Annotated in this window: 1 pseudogene; it reads right to left on the bottom strand. The window is 66.2% G+C overall.

Annotation, left to right across the window (positions count from 1 at the left end):
• Nucleotides 1-145 precede the first annotated feature (145 nt).
• Nucleotides 146-26,824: pseudogene (locus tag HYG77_RS20565) on the bottom strand (non-ribosomal peptide synthase/polyketide synthase).

Here is a 26,824-nt window from a genome sequence, read left to right as displayed (position 1 = left end):
GAGGTTGGCTTCTCATCGGACGCCTCACCTCCACTTCCTCGACAGGCTCACAGACGTGAGCGGCGACTGCACTCTGCAGACCGCAGGTCAGACTACTCCTGTCGGGCCGATTCAGGGAAGCAGGCCCATGTCCGCCCTGGCCGGGTCACCTATCACGGACCTCGAGCGAGCGTGCCAGGACGGGCCCGATGACGGCGAGGGATTGCGGTTCGATCATGTCGTTGTGCCCGCAATCGACGGGTTGCTCGTCGATCCGGCCGGTCACGAGCGACCGCCACTCCTCGGCGGACCGCGCGCGGGCGCCGCCGTCTCCGTTGCGGATGGCAGGGAAGAAGAGCACGTTGCCGTCGTACACCCGCGGAACGAACCGGTACCCGAGACGCTTGGAGTTCTCGTACCCCGCAGCGATCCGTTCGAGATGCTCTGCGGTGACGCCGGCTTCGGCCCCGAATGTTTCACCGAGCAACTGGGCCGCACGCTCGTAGGTGAGCTGGTTGTCCGACAGGTCGGTCTCCACGCCGAGGCCCCGGAGCAGCTCCCGCAGGTCGAGCTGACCGACTGCGGGTTGCTGTCCGTCCTCGGGGTAGCTGTCCATGAGGGCCAGGGTGGCCACCTCGTCCCCCGAGGCCCGGAGTTCGACGGCCATGGCATGTGCGATGACCCCGCCGAGCGACCAGCCCAACAGGTCGTAGGGACCTTCGGGCTGGATCGTCCTGATCTCGTCGACGTAGCGGCGGGCGAGTTGTTCGATCGACTCGGGTAACGGCTCACCGCTGATTGCGGGAAGCTGCAGTCCGTACACCGGCCGGTCCGGCGGTAGGTACCGGACGAGGCCGGCGTAGCCCCACGAAAGCCCGATTCCCGGGTGCACGCAGAACAACGGGGTACCTCTTCCCTGCGCCCGCAACGGAATCACGACGGCGAGTGCCTCTTCCACCCCGGTGGCCCGGGCCGGCAGTTCGAGACGGTGGGCGATCCCCGCAGGCGTGGGGTCGAGGAACATCCATTGCAGCGGAACCGTCCGCTCCAGTCTGGCCTCGAGGGCGCTGACGATCCGGGTGGCGAGGAGGGAGTTACCGCCGAGGTCGAAGAAGCTGTCCGCGGCGCCGACCCGCTCCACGCCGAGTACCTCGGCGAACGCTTCCACGATCACGCGTTCGGTGTCCGTGGCCGGTGCCCGGAACGTCGCTCCACTGGAACCGAATTCTGGTGCGGGCAGCGCTTTTCGGTCGAGTTTGCCGACAGGGGTCATCGGGATTTCGTCGAGGACGATCACCGCGGCCGGAGTCATGTGTGCGGGCAGGCGCTCGGACGCGTAGGTGCGCAATTCCGTGGGCCGCACCTCCTGTCCGTCCTGTACCCGCACATACGAGGCGAGTACGGCGTCGCCCGAGGGAGCTGTGTGACCGATGGTGGCAGCGAACGCGACCGCTGGATGGCGGGCGAGCACGGCGTCGATCTCGCCGAGTTCGATGCGGAAGCCGCGGACCTTGACCTGGAAGTCGCTGCGCCCGATGTACTCCAGGGTGTGCGGTGTGACATCCCCCGTCGCCGGACTCGCCGACTTACGCCAGCGCACCACGTCGCCGGTCCGGTACATCCGGCACCCCGGCTCGCAGAAGGGGCAGGCGACGAACCGTTCGGAGGTGAGCGCCACCCGGTTGTGGTACCCGCGTGCCATACCCGGCCCGACGATGTACAACTCGCCGTGCACGCCGACGGGCACCGGTTGCAGTCGTTCGTCGAGGACCAGGAACGCAAGTCCTACCGCCGGCCCGCCGATGTTCACCCCTTCACCGGCATGCATCGGGGCGCTGACACTCGCCTGAATGGTGGTTTCCGTGGGTCCGTACCCGCTGTGCAGGCTGCGACCCGGCGCCCACTGCGCGACGACCTCCGGCGGGCATGCCTCGCCGACCAGGTCGAGGACACGAAGCGAGTGGAGTTCGTCGTTGTCGAGCGCCGCCAGCGCGGTGGGTGTAATGGTGGCATGGGTGACACGCTCGCGCCGGAACAGATGAGCCAGTTCGCTGCCACCGACGATGGTGGGCGGCACGATCACCACCCGCGCCCCGGCGCTGAACGCCATCATCAGCTCGAACACCGACGCATCGAAACTCGGGGACGCCAGATGCGACACCCTTGCCTCGGGCGTGACCTCGAAGCAGTCGCGCGTTTCCGCGGTGAAGTTGGCCATACCCTGGTGAGTGACCACGACGCCCTTCGGCTTCCCCGTCGAACCAGAGGTATAGATGAGATACGCCGGATGGGCGAGCAACAGCCGGCTCGTCCGGTCCTCATCTGTCAGCGGCGCGGACGACTCCGCCGCCACCTGCTCGGTGACGTTTTCGTCGTCCAGCACCAGCCACGCAACAGTGTCCGGCAAAGTGGCTCGGTGAGCCCGCACGGTGAGGCCCAACGAGGCTCGGCAGTCGGTGAGCATGAAGTCGATGCGTTCGCGCGGGTAGGCCGGATCGACGGGCACGAAGGCCGCGCCTGCCTTGGTGACCGACCAGATCGAGACCACGGCCTCGATCGAGCGGGGCATTCCGAGCGCGACGAAGGTCTCCGGTCCCACCCCACTGCTCCGGAGGACGCGGGCCAACCGGTTGGACAACTCGTCGAGTTCGCGGTAACGCACGTGCCTGCCCTCGCAGGACAGCGCCACCGAATCCGGGTCGAGTGCGGCGGCAGCGGTGAGCAGGTCGGGCCACAGTTCCGGGCGCATGTCGGGTGCACCGCGGGCAGGGACCAGCGCCCGCGTCTCCACCTCGTCGAGGAGCGGGAGGTCGCCGACCGGCCGGTCGGGGTTCTCGGCCACAGCGTCGAGAATCCGCAGGAACCGGTCGGCAAAACCTCGGACGGTGCCGGCATCGAAGAGATCGGTGGCGAAATCGACGGCGCCATCCATGCCTGCGGGTGCACCGTTCGCGTCGAACTTCTCGGCCAGGAGGAATTCGAGATCCACCTTGACGACGGCGAGTTCGGGGTCGAGTGCACGGACCTCCAGATCCGGCAGTGTCAACACTGGTTGCTCGTTGTTCTGGAACTCTAGGGAGACCTGGATGATCGGTGAGTGCGCCGTCGATCGAGTCGGACCCACTGCCTCCACCACGCGCTCGAAGGGAACGTCGGCGTGGGTGAAGGCACCGAGGTCGACGTCACGGCACTGGGCGGCCAGGCTGGTGAAGGACGTTGCGGCATCGACCTGCGTGCGCAGGGCGAGCGTGCCCACGAACATGCCGACCAGATCGTCGAGCGCGGGTTCTCCGCGCCCGGCGATCGGCGTTCCGATCACCACGTCGTCGGTGCGGCCGAGCCGCGACAGCAGCACGGCGAGTGCGGCATGGACGGTCATGAACTCCGTGGAGCGAAGGCGCCGCGACAGTTCTTTGATCCGTCGATGAAGGCCCCGCTCGACAGTGAAGCCGACGCGGGCACCGCGGAAGGATTGCTGGGGCGGCCGGTCGTGATCGGTGGGCAGTTCCAGGAGGTCCGGTGTTCCTGCCAGCACGGTTTTCCAGTAGGCGAGCTGCGTCCCGATCAGCGACTCGGGGTCGTCGGCCGAGCCCAGCAATTCCCGTTGCCACAGGGTGTAGTCGGCGTACTGCACCGGCAGCGGTGCCCACGCGGGCGCGTCGCCGCGGGCACGAGCTTCGTATGCCGTCATCACGTCGTGCACCAGCGGGACCATCGAGAACCCGTCCGCCGAGATGTGATGCACCACAACGGCAAGCACGTGCTCGGTGGCGGCGAGCGAGAACAGGCGCACCCGTAGTGGCACCCGCGCGGTGACATCGAATCCCGCCGACACCAGCCGGGACAGCTTCTCGCGCAGATGATGCTCGTCCACCACGGCGACCGGGATCAGTGTCAGCGCTGCGCTCTCGGCGGGCAGAATTCGTTGGACGGGCCCGTCCTCGCCGATCGGGAACGTCGTTCGCAGGGACTCGTGGCGGGCAAAGACGTCGGTGATCGCCGGGCTCAGTGCCCGCACGTCGAGCGCACCGCTCAGTCGGACCACGATCGGGATGTTGTAGGCGGCCGAGGTGGTGTCGAGTTGGTTGACGAACCACATGCGCTGCTGAGCGAACGACAGCGGGATGTTCTCGGGTCGCGTGCGGGGTGCGAGCACCGGGCGTTCGGACTGCCGCGCACCGGCGTGCTCGATCCGTGCGGCCAGCGCGGCCACGGTGGGCGCCTCGAACAGGTCACGGACCCCACAGTCGATGCCGAGCAACGCCCGCAACCGGGCCATCGCGCGGGTCGCGCTCAGGGAATTGCCGCCGAGGTCGAAGAACCCGGCATCGGCACCCACCCGCCCTAGTCCGAGTACGTCCGCGAAGACGTCGGCTACCGCTTCCTCGATCGGGTCGGCCGGCGGCCTGTAGGGACCTGTCGTGGAAAGGAAGTCGGGCTCTGGCAGTGCCGTGCGGTCCAGCTTGCCGACTGCCGTCAACGGGATTCGATCCAGCGGCACGATCGAGAACGGCACCATGTGCGACGGTAGACGGCGCTCCAGACTCCTGGTGAGCACGGCACTGTGGAGGACGCGACCCGCCGCCGGCACGACGTAGGACACCAGCAGCGTGTCACCGGCGGGACCGCGGTGCGCGATCGTGGCCGCGAACCCGACGTCCGGTTCCGACATGAGGGTGGCGTCGATCTCGCCGAGTTCGATGCGGAACCCCCGAACCTTGACCTGAAAGTCGCTGCGGCCCATGTACTCGATGCTGTGGTTGGCCGTCCACCGCACGATATCCCCAGTGCGGTACATCCTTTCGCCGGGTCGGCTGGGATCGGCAACGAACCGTTCGGCGGTGAGCGCCGGTCGGCGGTGATAGCCGCGGGCCAGACCTGCGCCGGCGAGATACAGTTCGCCGGGAACTCCTACCGGGACCGGTTGCAGTCGGGTGTCGAGTACCAGTTCCGTCACGCCGCGGATGGGGCCGCCGATGGTGATCGGACCGCTCGGTACCAGCGGTTCGCTGATGTTGGACATGATCGTCGTCTCGGTCGGCCCGTACCCGTTGTACAGCCGACGGCCCGGTGCCCAGCGGGCGATCAGGTCAGGTGGGCACGCTTCACCGCCGAACACCACGTCCGCCAGGTGATCCAACCCGGCTGGGTCGAGTGACGCCAGCGCCGCGGTGGTGATGAACGCGTGGGTGACCTCCCGTTCCGCGAGGAACCGTGCCAGATCTTCGCCGCCGAGCACCGTGGGCGGCGCGATCACCATCGTCGCGCCGGCCCCGAAGGCCTGCAGATACTCGAATACCGAACCGTCGAAGCTGGGCGTCGAGAAGTGCAGTGTGCGCGATTGCGCTGTTGCGCTCAACCTTTCGAGTTGATCGAGGGCGAAGTTGTCGAGACCACGATGGGTGACGAGGACACCCTTGGGCACGCCCGTGGACCCTGAGGTGTAGACCAGATACGCGGCGGTGTCCACCATGATTGGACCGGTCCGCTCGACTGCGGTGACCGGCGCCCCCGAACAATCGGCGCATTCGGTTGTGAAGTCGGGGTGGTCCAGTATCAGCCAGTGCGCGGTGCCGGGGAGGCGGCCACGATGCTGCGTGGTGGTCAAGCCGAGTGCGGCTCCGGAATCGGTGAGCATGTGCGTGATGCGCTCGTCGGGGTAGCTGGGGTCGATCGGCACGAACGCCGCTCCCGTCTTCGCCACCGCCCATACCGACAGCATGGAGTCTAGGGACCGCGGTATTCCGATGGCCACGAAGCTCTCCGGTCCGACACCGCGGACGATGAGTGCGCGGGCCACACGATTCGACCGCTCGTCCAGCTCGCGGTAGCTCATGTGTTCGTCCTCGAAGGACAGTGCGATCGCGTCCGGATCGAGCGCGGCGGCATCGGCGAAAATTTCGGGCAGAGTGCGGGCCGACCCGCCGGGACGACCTTGGACCGGAACCAGTTCGGCGCTTTCGTCGTCGGTGAGCAGCGATAGCGCAGCCAAGGGCTGTTCCGGCCGGGTGCAGGCGTCGAGTACCCGCTGCACACGCCCGGCGATGCCTTCGACTGCGTCCGCCGCGAAGACGTCGGGCAGGTACTCGAACTTCAAGTGCAGACGAGTGTCGACAGACGCCACCAGGCTCAGCGGGTAATGCGCGGCATCGTGCGCATCCACCCCCGCCACGCGCATCCCCGCGATATCGGTGTCGGTCGACAGCCCGGCGCGATCGACCGGGTACGACTCGAACACGGTCAAGGTGTCGAAGCCGACCTCGGGCCCCGCAGCGCGCTGAATCTCGGCCAGACCCAGGTAGTGGTGATCCAGCAACGCCGCCTGCTCGGCCTGGACACGTTCGAGGAGCGCACCGATCGATTCTTCGGGACGCAGCTCGATCCGGACGGGCAGTGTGTTGATGAACAGGCCGATCATCGTCTCGATGCCCGCCAGCTCGGGAGGCCGCCCCGAGACGGTGGCACCGAACAGTACGTCGTCGCGGCCGGTCGACGTACCGAGCACAATTCCCCAGCACACCTGGACGAGAGTGTTGATCGTCACCCCGCGAGAACGCGCCAGCTCGCGCAGGCGGGTGGTCTCGTCCTCGTCCAGATCGAACACCCACTCCTGCGGAATGGTGGACAGCTGTCGGCCACGTTCGACCGATCCAATCCCCCTCGCTGTAGCTGAATTGCCCGCCGCTCCGCTCGACCGGGCTGCCAACAGTGTCGGACCCTCCACCCCCGCCAGAGCCCGGGCCCACACCGCCCGGGAGGGTTCGAGATCCCGGTGCTTCATCCACGCCAGATAGTCGCGGTAGCCGCGCACACGTGGGAGGGGTGACGGGTCACCGTCGGTGGCGTAGAGCGTCAGCAACTCCGTGATCAGCAGCGGCATCGACCAGCCGTCGAGAAGGATGTGATGGTTGGCCGACACCAGCCGGTATCGGTTCTGTGCCAACGCGATCAGCGTGAAGCGGATCAGCGGGGCAGAGGTCAGGTCGAACGGGCGGATCCTGTCTTCTGCCTCGAGTCGTCTGATCTCGGACGCCGCCGCGGTGTCGTCGAGCGCGGTCAGATCGACCTCACGCCAGGGCACCTCGACGTGTCGCCGGACGACTTGCATGGTGTTGCCCTCGGCGTCGTGCAGGAAAGCGGTGCGCAGGTTGGCGTGTCGGTCGACCAGAGCGGCGACGGCGCGACGCAGGCGAGATGCATCCACCTCACCGCGAAGGTCGAGACCGATCTGCACCAGGTAGGCATCGACGGAGGCGTCGGCAAGCTCGGCCTGAAAGAGCATGCCGAATTGCAGAGGCGACAGCGGCCACACGTCGGTCAGGTCGGGGCAGCGACGTTCGAGGGTCTCGATCGCATCCTGCCCCAGTTCGACGAGATCGAAATCCGATGGCGTGAAGCCGCCGCCGCCCGACTCGACGTGCGCACCGAGGGCGGCGAGTGCCTGTACCCACAGTTGCGCGAGTTCGTCGACCTCGTCGCGGGTGAGGACGCCCGGCGGGTAACTCCACGTGGATTTCAGCTGCGGGCCTTCGCCCGCGTCGATGGTCATCGCATTGACGTCGACGACCGCCGCGACGGGTAGGTCTGCAGCCGCCTTCTCGCGTAGGGCAGGTTCGTCGACGGGCACCCATCCCTCGGCGTTCTCCGGAGCAGTTCCGCCCATTCTGCCGAGATAGTTGAAACTGACCTGCGGCGGCGACAGTCGTGAAAGTGTCTCGGCAGCTTCGTTGTTCAGGTAGCGGAGCAGTCCGAAGCCGATGCCGTGGTCGGGTACGGCGAGGAGCATTTCCTTGACAGCCTTCACCGCAGCTCCTGCGGAGGGGCCTCCCGCGAACGCGTCGTCGAGATCGACGCCGCCGAGATCGAAACGTACGGGGAAGATGGTGGTGAACCATCCGACCGTACGGGAGAGATTTGCCCCGGGCACCACCTGCTCTTCACGGCCATGGCCTTCGAGATTCACCAAGGCGTCCTCGACATCGATCCTCCGGTGTCGCCGCCACCGGATCAGCGCCATGGTCAGCGCCGTCAACAGCCCGTCTCCCACGCTGCCGTGGAATGCCTGTGGCACGGTTGTCAGCAGTGTCTCGCTCAACGGGGCCGGAAGGTGCACTTCCACGTCCTCGGCGGTGAGGGCGGTGTCCGATTCGGCCACGGGGCGTGCGCCCAGGATAGGGTCGGGCGCGTCCAGTATCCGTTGCCACAGTTCGAGTTCGGCTGTTCGACGAGGCTCGTGCGCGGCGTCGGCGAGTGCGTACGCCCATCGGCGCATCGACGTTCCCGGTGGCTCCAGCACCGGTGTCGCGCCGGACTGCAGTTGCGCGCACGCCGTGGCGAGGTCCGGGATCATGATCCGCCAGGACACTCCGTCCATCGCCAGATGATGGACGGCGATCAGCAACCGGTCATCCCCCCGGCGACCCGCGTCGAGCCATACCACCTGCATCATCACGCCCGTTTCGGGGTCGAGCCGATCGAGGGCCGCGTCGAGTTCTCTCGCGGCGAGATCGGAGACGTCGACACGGTCCACCGGCACCCGGCGTACCAGCGTGGCCGCCCGCACCGCCCCTTCGGCCTGCACCTCCATCGACCAGCCTTCTTCGGTGTGCGAGGTGCGGTACAGACGCGACCGCAGGAGGTCGTGCCGATCCAGCAGGGCCTGGACGGCCTGCGTCAGGGTGTCCTCATCCAAGGTCGCGGGCACGGTGAACAGTGCGGTCTGCGAGTAACGCCGGAAATCTCCGCCTCGGCCGAGGAGCCAACGCACGATAGGGGTCAACGGAATCTCCCCGACGCCGCCACCGGGCAGCTCCTCGAGGACAACCGTCTCGTCACCCTGTCCGGCGATCTCGGACAGAGCCGCAACCGTTTTGCGTTCGAACACGTCTCGCGGCGAGATCACCACCCCGGCTGCCTTGGCGCGGGTGACCAGCTGGATGGACATGATCGAGTCGCCACCGATGGCGAAGAACGAGTCGTCGACGCCCACCATGTCGAGGCCCAGGACCTCGGCGAACAGGCCGGCGAGAATGCGCTCGGTCTCGGTGATGGGGGTACGACTCGTGGTGACTTGTTGACCGAAGTCCGGTTCGGGCAGAGCTTTCCGGTCGAGCTTGCCGTTCGCCGTCAACGGCATCTCGTCGAGAACCACCACTGCTGCCGGCACCATGTGCGAAGCCAGCCTCTCTGCGGCTGCGTCGATGATCACCGCCGGGTCGATCGATACGCCGGTCTCCGGCACGGCGTACCCCACCAATCGACTCCCGTGCACCGTCACCGCAGACTGCGCCACTCCTTCACACGCGAGGAGTGCCGACTCCACCTCGCCGAGTTCGATCCGGTAACCCTTCATCTGCACCTGGAGGTCGTTGCGGCCGAGGTACTCCAGCTGCCCGTCGCGGTTCCACCTGCCGAGGTCACCGGACCGGTACATCCGGGACTCCGGCAGGAAGGGGTCGGGAACGAACCGGGCGGACGTGAGGGCGGGACGTCCGAGGTATCCGCGCGACACCTGTTCCCCTGCGACGTAAAGTTCCCCGGTCACGCCCGGCGGCACCGGATGCAGCCGGTCGTCGAGGACGTAGACGCGCAGCCCGGGTAGGCCCCGGCCGATCACGGATGCGGGCTGCTCCGTCACGGTGTCCCGGTCGATCGGCAGGTGGCTGACATGCACCGTCGTTTCCGTGATGCCGTACATATTGACCAGAACCGGCGCGGTGTCGTCCCGGCGTGCGTACCAGCGTTGCAGTTGCGCGAATTCGAGGGCTTCCCCACCGAAGATCACGTACCGGAGGGACAGTGCGGGACCACCGGCCAGACGATCCGCCTCTGCCAACTGGTAAAAGGCAGTGGGAGTTTGGTTCAGGACTGTGACGTATTCGCCGCGTAGGAGTTCGAGGAACTTCTCGGGTGAGCGCGCGGTGAAGTAGTCCACCAGTACCAGCCGGCCACCGTGCGCGAACGCTCCCCACATTTCCCACACCGAGAAGTCGAACGCGGCGGAATGGAACATGGTCCACACGTCTTCGGGCCCGAAACCGAACAGCGACTGGGTTTGTGCCAGCAAGGCAACCACGTTGCGATGCGAGACCTGCACTCCCTTCGGCCGTCCGGTGGAGCCCGACGTGTAGATCACGTACGCCACCGAGTCCGGGTGCAGCGGGCTGCACCGGTCGACATCCGTGATCGGCAGTGGCGAGAAGCGTTGCACCGCGGTCAGGGTGTCGGGGTCGTCCACGACAATGACGGGGGCGCAGGCAGTATCGACAACCGGTGCGTCCGCGGTGGTGGTGAGTACACATCTCGGCTGGGCATCGCTCAGCAGGAAGGTCAGCCGCTCCGGAGGAGAGGTCACATCGACCGGGAGGTACCCGGCGCCCGACTTCACCACCGCCAGAAGCGCAACCACCAAGTCGACCGACCGCGTCATGACCACGGCCACGAGTGTTTCCGCGCCCGCGCCCTGGTCGGCCAGCAGTCTCGCGAGCCGGTTCGCCCGGTCGTCGAGTTCCCGGTAGGTCACGGACGAGCCGTCACAGCGCACGGCGACGGCATCGCCGGCGGCGGCCACCGCACGGTCGAGAACGTCCGCCAACGTCGACGGCGCGACGTGCTGTGCCGGTCGATGCGCGGAGGTGAGTACGAACTCGCGCTCGGCCGGGTGGAGGAGATCGATGTCGTCCACGAGCACCGTCGGGTCTGCCGACACGGTCTCGACCACACGGAGGAAGCGCTGCGCGAGACGCTCGACCGATGTCCGATCGAACACGTCGGTCGCGTACCGGAATCCGGCGGTGATCCCGGTCGGCATCCCGTTCTCGTCGAGCCGCTCTGCCAGGCTCAGCTGCAAGTCGAATTGCGCCACTTCGAGATCGACGTCGAGAGATTCGACTGCCAACCCCGGCAGTTCCAGACGTACGCGCGTGTCGTTCCGGAACTCCAGGAGCACTTGGAACAGGGGTGTGTGCGCAGTGGACCGCTCGGGCACCAATTCGTCTACGAGCCGCTCGAAGGGGATGTCCGCGTGCTCGAATGCGCCGAGGTCTGCCGTGCGCACCTCGGTGAGTACGTCGGCGAACGACGCCCCTGACGGCACCGACGTGCGGAGCACCAGCGTGTTGACGAACATCCCCACTACATCGTCGAGCGCCCGGTGGCCGCGGCCCGCGATCGGCGTTCCCACCACCACGTCGTGTGAGCCCGACAGCCGTTGGAGCAGCACTGCCCAGGCCGCGTGCATCACCATGAACAGGGTCGAACGAGTATGGCGTGCAAGGTCGAGCATGGCGGAATGCACGGTAGGCGCGATGTCGCTGGTGATGACGGCACCCCGCGAGGATCTTTGCGCGGGTCGCGGTCGGTCCAGGGGCAACGGCACAACCTCCGGGCTGCCCGACAGCGTCCGGATCCAGTAGCCGAGTTGCTCCGACAGCACCGACTCGGGCTGGTCTTCGGTGCCCAGGACCTCGCGCTGCCACAGGCTGTAGTCGGCGTACTGCACGGGCAGCAGTGCCCAGCCGGGCGCGCGCTGTTGTTTGCGGGCGGTGTAGGCAAGCATCACATCGCGCGCCAGGGGCGTCATCGAGAAGCCGTCGGCTGCAATGTGATGTACGACGAGGGCGAGGACGTACCTCTCAGGAGCGAGGCTCACCAGCGTCACCCGGATGGGAAGTTCCTCGGTGACATCGAATCCCCTGCTGAAGAAGGTGGCGAGGAGATCTCGAAGGTCCCGTTCGGCAGCGGGGGTCGAATCTAGTTCGGGGACCGCGGTTCTCGGCTCGACGATGACCTGATGGGGTCCCTCGGCAGAACCGGGATACACGGTACGCAGTGTCTCGTGCCGTTCGATGACGTCACCGAGTGCCGCCCGGAGAGCCTGCAGGTCTATCACGCCATCCAGTCGTAGCGCGACCGGAATGTTGTAGGCCGGTGAGGAGGTGTCGAACTGGTTGATGAACCACATACGCTGTTGCGCGAGAGAAAGGGGAAGCCGATCGGGCCGCGGCCTCGCGGTCAGTTCCGGGGTGGCGGATTTCGTCAGCAGGGTCGGCCCGATCCGATCGGCCAGGTCGGATACCACGGGGTTGTCGAACAGCACGCCCACAGCGAGTGTCGTCTCCAGCGCGCTGTTGATGCGGGCCACCGCCCTGGTGGCACTGAGCGAATCGCCACCGAGAGCGAAGAAGCTGTCGTCCGCGCCGACGCGGTCGACACCGAGGACGTCAGCGAAAGCTGTGGCGACAGACTGCTCCACGGGTGTCGTGGGAGCGCGATACCCCGCTGTGGTGAAGTGGGGTTCGGGGAGGGCCTTCCGGTCGAGCTTGCCATTCACCGTCACCGGCAACTCCTCGAGCACCACCACCACCGACGGCACCATATACCCCGGCAACACCCCCGCCACCCACTCCACCACCGCCCGACCCTCCACCACCACCCCACACTCAGGAACCACATACCCCACCACAAACTCCCCACCCGACCCACCCCGCAACACCACCACCGCCTGCGCCACACCCCCATACCCCAACAACACCGCCTCGATCTCCCCCAACTCCACCCGCTGCCCCCGCAACTTCACCTGAAAATCCACCCGACCCACATACTCGAGCTCCCCACCCGACAACCACCGAACCCGATCCCCCGTCCGATACAACCGCGAACCACACCCGAACGGATTCGCCACAAACCGATCCGCCGTCAAATCCACCCGACCCCGATACCCCCGCGCCAACTGCACACCCCCACATACAACTCCCCACCACCCCCACCGGCACCGGCCGCAACCACCCATCCAACACAAACACCTGCGTATTCCACACCGGAACCCCGATCGGCACCCCCACCACATCCGCATCGGTCACCTCATGAAACGTCACATCCACCGACGCCTCCGTCGGCCCATACAAGTTATGCACCCGCACACCCGGCACCAACCCCCGCATCCTCGACGCCACCGACGCCGACAACGCCTCCCCCGACGCGAACACCCGCCGCACACTCACACACCGCGCCACCGCCGGCTCCGCAACAAACACCGCCAACATCGACGGCACGAAATGCACCGTCGTCACCCCATTCCCGACGATCACATCCACAAGATAAGCCGGATCACGATGCCCACCCGGCTCCGCCACCACCAACCGCGCCCCCACCAACAACGGCCAGAACAACTCCCACACCGACACATCGAACGTCACCGGCGTCTTCAACAACACCACATCATCCGAACCCAGCCCATACTCCCCTGCATCCACAACAACCGATTCACAATCCCCGCATGCGAAACCACCACCCCTTCGGCCGACCCGTCGAACCCGACGTGAACATCACATACGCCGGATTCTCCCCACGCAACACCCCCAACCGCTCCCCATCCGAAATCGGCTCCCCCGAAAACCCCGACACATCAACAACATCCAACTCCACCACCACAACCGAACCCGGCAACCCCACCCGATCCACCGACGTACTCAACACCAACACCGGAGCCGCCACACCCAACACATACTCCACCCGCTCCACCGGCTGATCCACATCCACCGGCACATACCCACCCCCCGCCTCGAGCACCGCATAAATCCCCACCACCAACTCCACCGACCGCCCCACCGCAATCCCCACCAACGACTCCGGACCCACCCCCAACCCCATCAACAACCGCGCCAACCGACGCACCCGCACACCGAACTCCCCATACGACAACACCACCGAACCAGACACCACCGCCACAGCATCCGGCACACACCCCACCCGCTCCTCGAACAACCCCACCAACGACACCCCCGAAACCACACACCCCGTCGCATTCCACCCCCCCAACACCAACTCCCGCTCACCCGGCGCGAAGAGATCGACGTCGCCTACCAGAGTGTCGACGTCCCGGGAGATAGTGCCGAGAATTGCGCTCAGTCGCCCCGCCATTCGGGTGACCGTCTCGTGGTCGATGGCATCGGCCTGGTAGCGAAGGCTCAGCCGCAGTTGTGGCTCGAGACTTGTCATCAGGGTGAGGGGATAGTGTGTGGCGTCGCGGGCATCGACGCCCGTCACTCGCATGCCTGCGATGTCGGTGTCCTCGCCCAAGCCGGACGTGTCGATCGGATACGATTCGAACACCGACAGCGTGTCGAACAGGGTTCCCAGACCGACTCGCTGCTGAATTTCACCGAGCCCGACGTGGTGGTGATCGAGCAGGGCAGTCTGCTCCCCCTGCATGCGGTCGAGCAGTTCCGCGATGGTTTCCGCCGGGTTCACCCGTACTCGCACCGGCAGGGTGTTGATGAACAATCCCACCATGTTCTCGACACCGGGTAGGTGCGGGGGTCGGCCCGAGACCGTGGCGCCGAAGATCACGTCGTCGCGGGAGAGCAACCGCGACAACAACACTCCCCACGCCGCCTGGATCACCGTGTTCATCGTGCCGCCGAGGCGCCGTGCCACCGCCGCCAGCGGGGCGATCACATCGGCGGGCAGGTCGACGTCGACCTCGCCGGGCACTCCGTACTGCGTCGCCGACGCGAGCGGCACCACCAGTGTCGGCTCCTCGACGCCGTCGAGGGCCTGCTCCCAGGCCCGAGCCGATGTCTCCCGGTCGTGGTTCGCTACCCATTCCAGATAGGTGCGGTACGACGGTGCCTCCGGCAGGATATCCGGGCGGTCATCGGCGTAACGCACGAGCAATTCTCGCACCAGCAGCGGCATCGACCAGCCGTCCAGGACGATGTGATGGTTGGTGATGGTGAGCACGTAGCTCCCAGGACCTGTGTGCAGCAGCATGAATCGTACGAGTGGCGGTGCTTCGAGATCGAACCTGGCGCTGCGGTCTTCGTCGAGGAGGCGTGTCAACTCCGCGGCGGCCTCCGGCCCGTGTCCGGTCAGATCCACCTCCCGCCAGGGCACCTCCACCGCATCGAGCACCAGCTGCGCCGGAACCCCGTCGTCGTCGTAGACGAACGCGGACCGCAAGTTCGAGTGGTGCGCCAGCAGTCCGGCCGCGGCAGCCCGCAGACGCTCGGCGTCGACTGTCCCCTCCAGGTCGATCCGCATTTGTGCCGTGTAGACGTCCACCCTGTCGGTGACCAGGGACGCGTGGAAGAGCAATCCCGACTGCAGCGGCGATAACGACCACACGTCCCGCAGCGCCGGAAACCGCTCTTCCCAGCGTTCGATCTGCTGCTGGCTGACCGGCACCAGCGGCACATCGGACGGTGTCAGCCCGCCCGCTCCCGGCCGGGCCGAGTGCGCCGCAAGTCCGCCGAGCGCGTTGCGCCACAGATTCGCGAAGGCCGTGACGTCGGCGTTGTCGAGTGTGCCGCGGGGATAGGCGATCGTCGCCCTCAGGCGGGGGCCGTCGGGGCGGTCGTCGACCACGGCGTTGATGTCGAGAACGGATGCAACGGGCATGTCGGTGTTCTGGGTTCCGCCGAGCGTGCTCTCCACCGGGAGCCAGTCCTCCGTTCCGCCTGTGGTGACGACCCTGCCCAGATAGTTGAAACTGACTTGGGGAGAGTGGAACCGGCGAAGCGTCCTTGCCGTGTCTTCATCCAGGTACCGCAGCATTCCGAATCCGATCCCATGATCCGGAATGGCGAGCAACTGTTCTTTGACCGCCTTGACTGCCTGCCCTGCCGCGCGGCCTCCGGTCAGGGCGTTGTCGACATCGATCCCGGTGAGGTCCACTCTCACCGGGTACACAGTGGTGAACCAGCCCACGGTGCGGGACACATCCGCGCCCGCGACGACGTGCTCCTCGCGTCCGTGCCCTTCGAGTGTGATCACGGTGTCCGCTGCGGCACTACCCTGTTCACCTCGCCAGGCGGTCAGTGCCAACGCCAGCGCGGTCAGCAACCCGTCGCCGACGCTGCCGTGGAAGGCCGCCGGAAGCGTGGTGAGCAGGTCGGCGGTCACGCTCGACGGCACGTCGACGGTGACCGTGTTCACGGTCGCGGCAACGTCGACTTCGGGGTTCAGCGGGCGCGAACCGATCAACGGATCGGGACCGTCGAGAATTCTCTCCCACATCGGCAGTTCCGGCATTCGTTGCGGCACCGCGTCGCGCAGGCCGTGCGACCACCGCCGCATCGACGTTCCTACCTCCGGCAGAGTAGGAGTCGCGCCCGCCTGAAGTTGAGTGCACGCCGACGCGAGGTCGGCGACGAGAATGCGCCACGACACACCGTCGACCGCGAGGTGATGGACCACCACGAGTAGTCGCCCGACGCCGTTCGGAACGTCGAACCACACCACCCGCAGCATGGCTGCGCCGGCAGGATCCAGGTGGTCGGCCGCAGCATCGAGTTCTGCGGCCGCGAGCGCTGTGAAGCCGTCCCCGTCGACCGTCTCGACCGGAATGTGGCGAACCAACCCCTGCGCCCGCACCGCTCCCGACGGGAGCACTTCCATAACCTGGTCGTCGGCGAGCAATCGTGCCCGGAGCATGTCGTGCCGATCCAGCACCGCGTCCACGGCACCCTCGAGAATGTCCCGGGTGAGACCGGCGGGGGCGGCCAGCAGCAGCGCTTGGGAGAACCTGTCGAGTCGGCCGCCGCTGCGCTCGATCAACCAGCGCGCCACCGGCGTCAAGGGCAGGGTGCCGACGCCCCCGCCCGGCATCTCATCGAGCGCGATCGGGCGGCCGTCCTCCAATCGCGCCACCTCCGCGAGCCCGGCCACCGTTCTGCGATCGAACACGTCTCGGGGAGAGAGGATTACCCCGGCGGCCTTGGCGCGGGCCACCAACTGTATCGACATGATGCTGTCGCCGCCGAGCGCGAAGAAATCGGCCGTGGCACCTACCGAGTCGATCCCGAGAACATCCGCGAACAGTCCCGCGAGAAGCTCCTCCGTCTCCGTCCGCGGCGGCCGGCTCTGCGGCATCGAGGCTCCGAAATCGGGGGCGGGAAGTGCTGTGCGATCGAGCTTTCCGTGAACAGTCAGCGGAAGCGAGTCGAGCACGACCAGCGCGGCCGGCACCATATACAACGCCAACCGGCCACCGACGAAGTCGAGCACCGCCCTCGGGTCGATCGACACGCCGGATTCCGGCACGAGGTAACCGATCAGCCGATCACCACTGCCGCCCCCGTTCCGCACGCTCGCGACGGCCTGGGCCACATCGTCGTGGGCGAGCAGGGCCGACTCGACCTCACCGAGTTCGATGCGAAAGCCCCGTATCTTCACCTGGGTGTCGTTGCGGCCGAGGTATTCCAGTTGGCCGTCCCGCGTCCAACGCACCCGATCCCCGGTGCGATACATCCGGCTGCCCGCCGGGCCGAAGGGATCGGCGACGAAGCGTTCGGCCGTCAGAGTGATCCGCCGGTGATAACCGCGCGCGAGGGCGGCGCCTGCGAGATACAACTCCCCGGGCACATTTACCGGGACCGGCTGCAGACGCGAGTCGAGCACCACCTCGGAGAAGCCACGAGTAGGCGCGCCGATGGTGACCGGCGCCCCCGGTGACAGGACGTCGCTGATACTGGACACGACTGTCGCTTCGGTCGGACCGTACGCGTTGAACATTCGCCTGCCCGGTGCCCACCGCGCACATAGTTCCGGGGGACACGCTTCGCCGCCTGTGACCACGCACTCGAGGTCGGTGAGTTCAGCGGCATCAACCGACGCCAGCGCGGCCGGGGTGACGAAGCAATGCGTCACCCGCTCAGCTTCTAGGAGTTGTGTCAGTTCGGCGCCGCCGTACACGGTCGGTGGTGCGATCACCATGGTGGCGGCCGCCCCGACGGCCAACAGCAATTCCAGTACGGAGGCATCGAAGCTCGGTGACGCGAAATGCAGCACTCTGGACGCGGCCGTCGTGGCGAAGGTCTTCCGCTCCTGCAGGGCGAAATCTGCCAGGCCGCGATGCGTGGTCACCACGCCTTTGGGTCGGCCCGTCGACCCCGAGGTGTAGATCAGGTAGGCCGGATTGTCGAGCCGGACCGGCGAAGTCCGCTCGTCCTCGGTGACTGCCGACGCCGGGTACGTCGACAGCCCGTCCGCTTCGTCCACCACCACCCATGGCACCCCGCCGGGCAGTGCGCTGCGGTGCGACGAGGTCGTCACACCCAACACGGCCCCGGAGTCGGTGAGCATGTATTCGATGCGCGCTGCCGGGTGCTGGGGGTCCACCGGAAGGAACGCGGCACCCGACTTGGCCACCGCCCACACGGCCAGAACGGACTCGACGGAGCGGGGCACGCACACGGCCACCACGGTTTCCGGCCCGGCCCCACGCTCGATCAAACCTCGAGCCAGCTGATTCGAACGCTCATCGAGTTCGCGGTAACGCACGTGACGACTCTCGAAGACCAATGCGACGGCGTCCGGATCGTGGGCGACGGCCGCCGCGAGCAGTTCCGGCAGCGTCCGCGCTGCACCCGCCGCACCGCCCGTCACCGGGATCAGGTCGGCGCGTTCGCGAACGCCGAGGATGTCGATGTCACCGACCGGGGTGTCCGGGCCGGCCGTGACGGTCGCGAGGATGCGCTGGAGTCGTTCCGCGAACCCGGCCACCGTAGCCTCGTCGAAGAGGTCGGTCGCATAACCGAGTCCCGCGGTGATCCCACCGGGGTTGCCATCCGCGTCCAGGTTCTCGGCCAGCGTCAACTGGAGGTCGAAGTTTGCGGTCTCGATCGCCACATCGATGCTCCGCACCCGCAGATTCGGAAGTTCCAGCGTGGGCCGCTCGATGTTCTGGAATTCGAACATCACCTGGAACAGCGGTGAGTAGGCCGTCGAGCGGGACGGACTCACTGCCTCCACCACGCGTTCGAACGGAATATCGGCGTGCAGGAAGGCACCGAGGTCGGTTTCCCGAACATTGTCCAAGAACTCGGTGAAGGTGATGCCGCCGTCGACTCGGGTGCGGAGGACGAGCGTGTTCACGAACATCCCCACCATGTCGTCGAGTTCACGCTCGCCACGCCCGGCGATCGGCGTCCCGACGGCGATGTCGTCGGACCCGCTCAGTCGTGCCAACAAGATCGCCAGCGCGGCATGCACCGTCATGAACACCGTCGTGGTGTGTTGCCGCGCCAACGCGACCACGCCGGCGTGAATCTGCGGAGCGATCTCGAACTCGACGCGTCCGCCGCGAAGTGATCGGACAGCAGGGCGGGGACGGTCGGTGGGTAAGTCCAGTACTTCGGGCAGGTCTGACAGCGCGGTGGTCCAATAGCCGAGCTGTCTCGACATCGGTGAGGTTTCCTCTGCCTCCGAGCCCAGCCACTCGTACTGCCACAGCGTGTAATCGGCGTACTGCACGGGTAGCGGGGCCCAATCCGGCGCGGTCCCATCCGCTCTCGACACGTATGCATCCATGACATCGCGGGCCAGCGGAGACATCGAGAAGCCGTCGGCCGCAATGTGGTGCACGACCACCGCGAGCACGTGCGCATTCTCGTCGAGCCGGAAAAGGCTCGCGCGCAATGGAACTTGCTGCGTCACGTCGAATCCCTCGGACAGCACCCGCAGGGCACGTGCACGGAGTTCGGCCTCTCCCGTCACACCGACCGGAGTGAGGTCGGGCAGCGCGCTCGTCGTCGGCACGATCACCTGACGCGGTCCGTGGTCGGTGAGGGGGAAGAGGGTGCGCACGGCCTCGTGCCGCTCGATCACGTCGGCGACCGCCGCCTGGAGCGCAGGTATGTCGAGTTCACCGTCCAGCCTCAACGCAAACGCCACGTTGTATGCGGACGAGGAGGTGTCGAATTGGTTGATGAACCACATCCGCTGTTGGGCGGGTGACACGGGAACTTCCGCACCGCATTCCCTCGCCTTCAGCGGCGGGCGAGATTCACGCCCTTCGTGCGACTGCGCCAGCATCGCCAGACCGGCCGCGGTGGGGGCGTCGAACACGTCGCGAACGCTGATCCGATTTCCGACAGCGGCATTGACGCGCGCCACCAAGCGAGTGGCCGTCAGGGAGTTTCCGCCAATGGCAAAAAAAGTTGTCGTTCACTCCTACCCGCGGAATTCCGAGCAGGTCAGCGACAATCGCAGTCACTATCTCCTCGAAAGCGCCACGGGGAGATACGTATCCGAGCATCTCGGCGCCGAAGTCGGGTTCGGGGAGGGCCTTCCGGTCGAGCTTGCCATTCACCGTCACCGGCAACTCCTCGAGCACCACCACCACCGACGGCACCATATACCCCGGCAACACCCCCGCCACCCACTCCACCACCGCCCGACCCTCCACCACCACCCCACACTCAGGAACCACATACCCCACCACAAACTCCCCACCCGACCCACCCCGCAACACCACCACCGCCTGCGCCACACCCCCATACCCCAACAACACCGCCTCGATCTCCCCCAACTCCACCCGCTGCCCCCGCAACTTCACCTGAAAATCCACCCGACCCACATACTCGAGCTCCCCACCCGACAACCACCGAACCCGATCCCCCGTCCGATACAACCGCGAACCACACCCGAACGGATTCGCCACAAACCGATCCGCCGTCAAATCCACCCGACCCCGATACCCCCGCGCCAACTGCACACCCCCCACATACAACTCCCCCACCACCCCCACCGGCACCGGCCGCAACCACCCATCCAACACAAACACCTGCGTATTCCACACCGGAACCCCGATCGGCACCCCCACCACATCCGCATCGGTCACCTCATGAAACGTCACATCCACCGACGCCTCCGTCGGCCCATACAAGTTATGCACCCGCACACCCGGCACCAACCCCCGCATCCTCGACGCCACCGACGCCGACAACGCCTCCCCCGACGCGAACACCCGCCGCACACTCACACACCGCGCCACCGCCGGCTCCGCAACAAACACCGCCAACATCGACGGCACGAAATGCACCGTCGTCACCCCATTCCCGACGATCACATCCACAAGATAAGCCGGATCACGATGCCCACCCGGCTCCGCCACCACCAACCGCGCCCCCACCAACAACGGCCAGAACAACTCCCACACCGACACATCGAACGTCACCGGCGTCTTCAACAACACCACATCATCCGAACCCAGCCCATACTCCCCCTGCATCCACAACAACCGATTCACAATCCCCGCATGCGAAACCACCACCCCCTTCGGCCGACCCGTCGAACCCGACGTGAACATCACATACGCCGGATTCTCCCCACGCAACACCCCCAACCGCTCCCCATCCGAAATCGGCTCCCCCGAAAACCCCGACACATCAACAACATCCAACTCCACCACCACAACCGAACCCGGCAACCCCACCCGATCCACCGACGTACTCAACACCAACACCGGAGCCGCCACACCCAACACATACTCCACCCGCTCCACCGGCTGATCCACATCCACCGGCACATACCCACCCCCCGCCTCGAGCACCGCATAAATCCCCACCACCAACTCCACCGACCGCCCCACCGCAATCCCCACCAACGACTCCGGACCCACCCCCAACCCCATCAACAACCGCGCCAACCGACGCACCCGCACACCGAACTCCCCATACGACAACACCACCGAACCAGACACCACCGCCACCGCATCCGGCACACACCCCACCCGCTCCTCGAACAACCCCACCAACGACACCCCCGAAACCACACACCCCGTCGCATTCCACCCCCCCAACACCAACTCCCGCTCACCCGGCGCGAGAATGTCGATAGTGCCCAGTGCCGCAATCGGATCCGCCGCCACAGCCCGTAGAACTCGGAGGAAACGCTCCCCGAAACCCACCACCGTCGGCCGGTCGAAGACATCCGTCGCGAACGTGAAAGCTGCGGAGATACCTGCGGGACTGCCGGATTCGTCATAGCGCTCCGCGAGCGTCAACTGCAGATCGAACTGCGACACACCGGTGTCGACCTCGATGACCTCTGCGGTCAGGCCCGGCAGCTCCAGGTGAGCCGTCGCTGTGTTCCGGAATTCCAACATAACCTGGAACAGGGGTGAATAGCTGGTCGACCGGCCGGGATCGAGCGCCTCCACGACACTCTCGAAGGGCACTTCCGTGTGCCCGAACGCTCCGAGGTCGGCGTTCCGTGCACGGGAAATCATGTCGTCGAACGTAATTCCGGAATCCACGGTGGTTCGCAAAACCAACGTGTTGACGAACATCCCCACCAGGTCATCGAGCGCTGCTTCGCCGCGTCCGGCGATCGGCGTCCCGATCGCGATGTCGTCGGATCCGCTCAGCCGCGCCGCCAGCACCGCCAGAGCCGCGTGCATCACCATGAACATGGTCGCGTCATGTTGACGCGCGAGCACCAAAAGCTCGCGATGCAGTTCCGCAGGCACCGAGAACGGGGCAGTGTCGCCTCGCAGCGTCCGGTTCGCGGGTCGCGGACGATCAAAGGGAAGGGTTATCGCGTCGGGGAGGCCGGCGAGTGTCTTCTTCCAATAGTCCAATTGCGCCGACATCACGCTCTCGGGGTCCTGATCACTGCCGAGGACCGCCCGTTGCCACAGGCTGTAGTCGGCGTACTGAACCGGGAGTGGGAGCCAGTCCGGCCTCTGCTGGCGAACTCGCGCGGAGTACGCCACCATCAGGTCGTGTGCCAGCGGTGCCAGCGAAGCGCCATCGGCGGCGATGTGGTGGACCACGAGAAGGAGGACGTGCTCGTCGGGGCCGGTTCGCAGCAGTGCACCACGCACGGGTACTTCACCGCGGACGTCGAAGCCCTGGTGAATCAGCGCGGCAATGTGTTCGCGAACCTCGTGCTCGTTGTCGACGACTCTCGGCGTGAGGTCGGGAACCACCTGCGGCGCAGTCCCGATCGATTGTTCCGGTCCTGCTGCCGAGTCCGGATACCTGGTGCGCAGGGATTCGTGTCGTTCGATGACATCCTCGGCGGCGGCCCGGAGTGCCTCCACGTCGAGGGTGCCCGACAATCGGACCGCCATGGGAATGTTGTATGCAGGCGAAGAGGGGTCGAACTGATTGATGAACCACACGCGCTGCTGCGCAAGCGAGAGGGGTATACGGTCCGGACGCTCGCGTGCGACCAAACTCGGGCGGTCGATTCTCCGCACGTCCGCAGGCTCGATCCGCCCTGCCAACTTTTTCACCGTCGGCGCCTCGAAAAGGTCCCGGACACCGAGGTCGACGCTCAGTGCGGCATTGACGCGAGCGATTACTTTGGTTGCCACGAGGGAGTTTCCGCCGAGATCGAAGAAGTCTTCGTCGACGCCGATGTGCTCCACTCCCAGCACGTCCACGAATACCTGCGCGACAGTCTGCTCCACCGGATTCGCCGGTGCACGACGTTCGGTGGCCGCGCCGCCGAATTCCGGCGCCGGCAGCGCCGCACGGTCGAGCTTTCCCACCCGCGTCAACGGCATCTCGTCCAGCACCATGAACGCGGATGGAACGAGGTGTGGCGGCAGCTGCTTTCGGGCATAGTCCATCACATCGGCAGTCGAGAGCCGCCGGCCGGGAACCGGCAGTACATACGACACGAGGACGGTGTCACCGGACGGCGCGGTCCGCGGTATCGTCACCGCAGTTCTCACCCATGGATGAGTGTGGAGTACCGTGTCGATCTCGCCGGGTTCCACACGGAACCCACGGATCTTCACCTGGAAGTCGCTGCGACCCACGTACTCGATCGTGTGATCGGCCCGCCACCGTACGACATCTCCGGTTCGGTACATCCGACGGCCAGGGTCGCCGAAAGGATTGGCGACGAAGCGTTCCGCGGTCAGCGCCGGCTTGCCGTGATAGCCGCGCGCCAGCGCGTCACCCGAGAGGTAGAGTTCCCCGGCCACTCCGATCGGTACCGGTTTCATCCGCGCATCGAGGACCACCTCGTGGAATCCGCGGAGCGGACCGCCCAGGGTAATCGCTCCCGCAGGCGACATCGGTTCACTGATGTTCGCCATGATGGTGGTCTCGGTCGGTCCGTATGCGTTGCACAACCTGCGGCCCGGGGCCCACCGCTTCACCAGTTCCGGCGGGCACATCTCGCCGCCGAACACCACGTCCTGGAAGTCGGTGAGTCCGTCCGGGTCGATCGATCCGAGCGCAGCGGTAGTGATGAACCCGTGAGTGACTCGCTCGAGTTTCAGGATCCGGGCCAACTCGGTGCCGCCGTATATCTTCGGCGGAACAATCACCATGGTGGCACCGGCACCGAAGGCCTGGAGATACTCGAACAGGGACGCGTCGAAGCTCGGTGTGGAGAAATGCAGGGTCCGTGAGGTCTGCGTCGCTCCGAATCGGAGGCGCTGCTCCACCGCGAAGCTGTCCAGGCCACCGTGGGTGACCGACACTCCTTTGGGGAGTCCCGTCGAACCGGACGTATAGATCAGATAGGCCACGTTCTCCATGCGCAGCGGTCGCACCCGTTCGTCGTCGGTGACGGCGGATACCGGTAAAGCCGCACCGGAGGTGCGGAACTCGGCGTCGTCGAGTAACAGCCACGGAATCGAATCGGGCAGTCGGGATCGCTCGGCAGACACCGTCACACCCACGGCGACCCCGGAATCGGTGAGCATGTGCACGATGCGCTCGGCCGGATAGTTCGGGTCTACCGGCACGAATGCCGCGCCCGATTTCGCTACCGCCAGCATCGACAGAACCGACTCGATCGAGCGCGGCAAGCCCAGCGCGACAGCGTTCTCCGGACCGATCCCACGTGTGATCAAGACCCGCGCCACTTGGTTGGAGCGTTCGTCCAATTCTCGATATGTCACTTCGACGCCGCGGAAGGTGAGTGCGATGCCGTCAGGATTATTTCTTGCTGCCATGTCGAAGATTTCGGGCAGCGTGCGTTCGGATCGACCCGGCACTCCCGATACGGGGACGAGAGTGGCGCGTTCGGGGTCGGTGAGAATATCGATGTCGCCGACACCTGTTTCCGGGTTTGCGGCGACCGTCTCCAGGATGCGCCGAAATCGCATTCCGAACCCGACGACCGTCTCCGGGTCGAACAGATCGGTGGCGAATCCGAGACTCACCGTGATTCCGGACGGAGTGCCGTCGGCGTCGAAGAATTCTTCCGTCGCCACCCGAAGGTCGAATCGGCCGGTCTCGGGCCGGACACCCTCCGGATCGTCGCGATGCTCGAGAAGGACCTGGACAATCGGCGAATACGCCGCGGAGTCGCCGATCTCGAGCGCCCGCACCACCTGCTCGAACGGAACGTCCCCATGGTGGAAGGCTTCCTCTTCCACCTGGTGCGCGTGGTCGAGCAGTGCGGTGAAGGCCAGGTCCGGTCGAACGCGCGTCCGCAGCACCACGATGTTCCTGCCGCCGTCCGCGGCGGCAGTCGTAGCGACGGCCACATCCGAGGTACCGGCAAGCCAGCTCAGGAGAACTGCCAGGGCTGCGTGCAGCACTGGAAAGGTTGTCGTACCGTGCTCCGATGCCAGCGCGACCACCCGGCGATGTGTTTCGGCACCGATCGGGAGTCCCACCCGGTCTTCCCGCAGGGATTGGACGGCGGGCCGGGTTCGATCGGAGGGCAGATTCAGCACCTCGGTAAGATCCGACAGCCGTGCTGTCCAGTACTCGAGGTGACCCGCTTCGAGGCGTAGTCGCTCGCCTATGCGGGCGGTCGCGCAGTGCACGGTCGACAGGGACACGTCCGTGTCGGCCGCGATGAACTCCTCGAGCAACTCGACGAATTGCCGGTGATGCGTGCGCAGCGCCGCGTCCTCGTACCGATCCGGATTCGCCCGGAAATCGACGGAGACGTCTGCCGGCGTGCCGCTCGAATACACGTTGACCAGCAGATCTTCCACCGGGCCAGATGTGACGATGTGGTATTCGCCCACCAAGTCGCCCAGCTGGACGTCGTGCGGGAAGAGCATGACGTTGACCATGGGCCCGTACAGCCGGGTGGCATTGCTCGCGCTCATGTCGCGGCGAATATCGTCGATGCTGCACCTTTGATGGCGCAGCGCTCCCATCAGTTCACGCTGAACCCGCGACACGAGGGCCCCGACCGTGTCCCCTTCCTCGACCGAGATCGACAGGGGCGCGACATTGACCATCATGCCGCCGGAATTGCGCAGCAACGACGTGGTCCGGCCGGACAGGGGAACGTGCACGAGCACATCTGTTTTACCGGTCAGGCGCGACAGGTAGCAGGCGAATGCGGCGATGATAGTGGCTGCGGCGGCCGCCGTTGCCCGCCTGCCGGACCCGTGGAGGCCGGTAGTCGCCGCCTCGGACAGCACGGCGCTTTCGACCTTGCTCCTGGCCACTGCCGGCGCGGGCCGCTCGGCCAGGGTCGATCCCTCTACGGCCTCGATGCGTTGTGCCCAGTACGTCCGATCCGCCGTGTACCGATCCGAGGATCGGTAGCGGGCATCGATGTCGTACAGCTCGCGCAGGGTCGCTGCCCGGCTCTGGTCCGGCTCCCGCGCGCTTACCGAGGCCGAATACCGGTGCGCGATGCGGCTGAGCATCGTCATGGCGGCGTATCCGTCGAGGGCGACGTGGTGGATGCGGCTGTACCAGAGGTAATGCGACTCGCCCACACACAAGATCGACGTCTCGACCAGTCGATCGGCCTCGAGATCGAGGGGGGTTCGGTAGTCCTTGTCCATCCAGTCGTGGGCAGCCGCGACCGGGTCGTTCTCGCCGCGGAAGTCGAGGAAGGCGATCGACGTGTCGGTCGTGTGGTCCACGTACTGCATCGGCCGGCCGTCGACCTCGACCACCTTCAGAAAGGGTGACTGAAATTCGCGACCGGCGGCGACGGTTTCCCTCCGCAACAGGTCGACGTCGAGGTCGCCGTGCAGCTCCACGTACTGCGCGATCGAAATCGGCACCGCGGGCTCGAGTTGCTGCGCGAACCACGTGGCACGCTGCGCCGCGGACAGCGGGAAGAGTGCCGCGTCCGGATTGTGCGTCAGGGGGTTGGGCGTGTCGAGACGTTTCAC

Origin of the sequence: Rhodococcus sp. ZPP, from assembly GCF_017656075.1 — a bacterium.
In the GTDB taxonomy this organism is placed as follows: domain Bacteria; phylum Actinomycetota; class Actinomycetes; order Mycobacteriales; family Mycobacteriaceae; genus Rhodococcus_F; species Rhodococcus_F oxybenzonivorans.
Note: the sequence above shows the minus strand (reverse complement) of the source record. Positions and strands in the feature narration are given on the sequence as shown.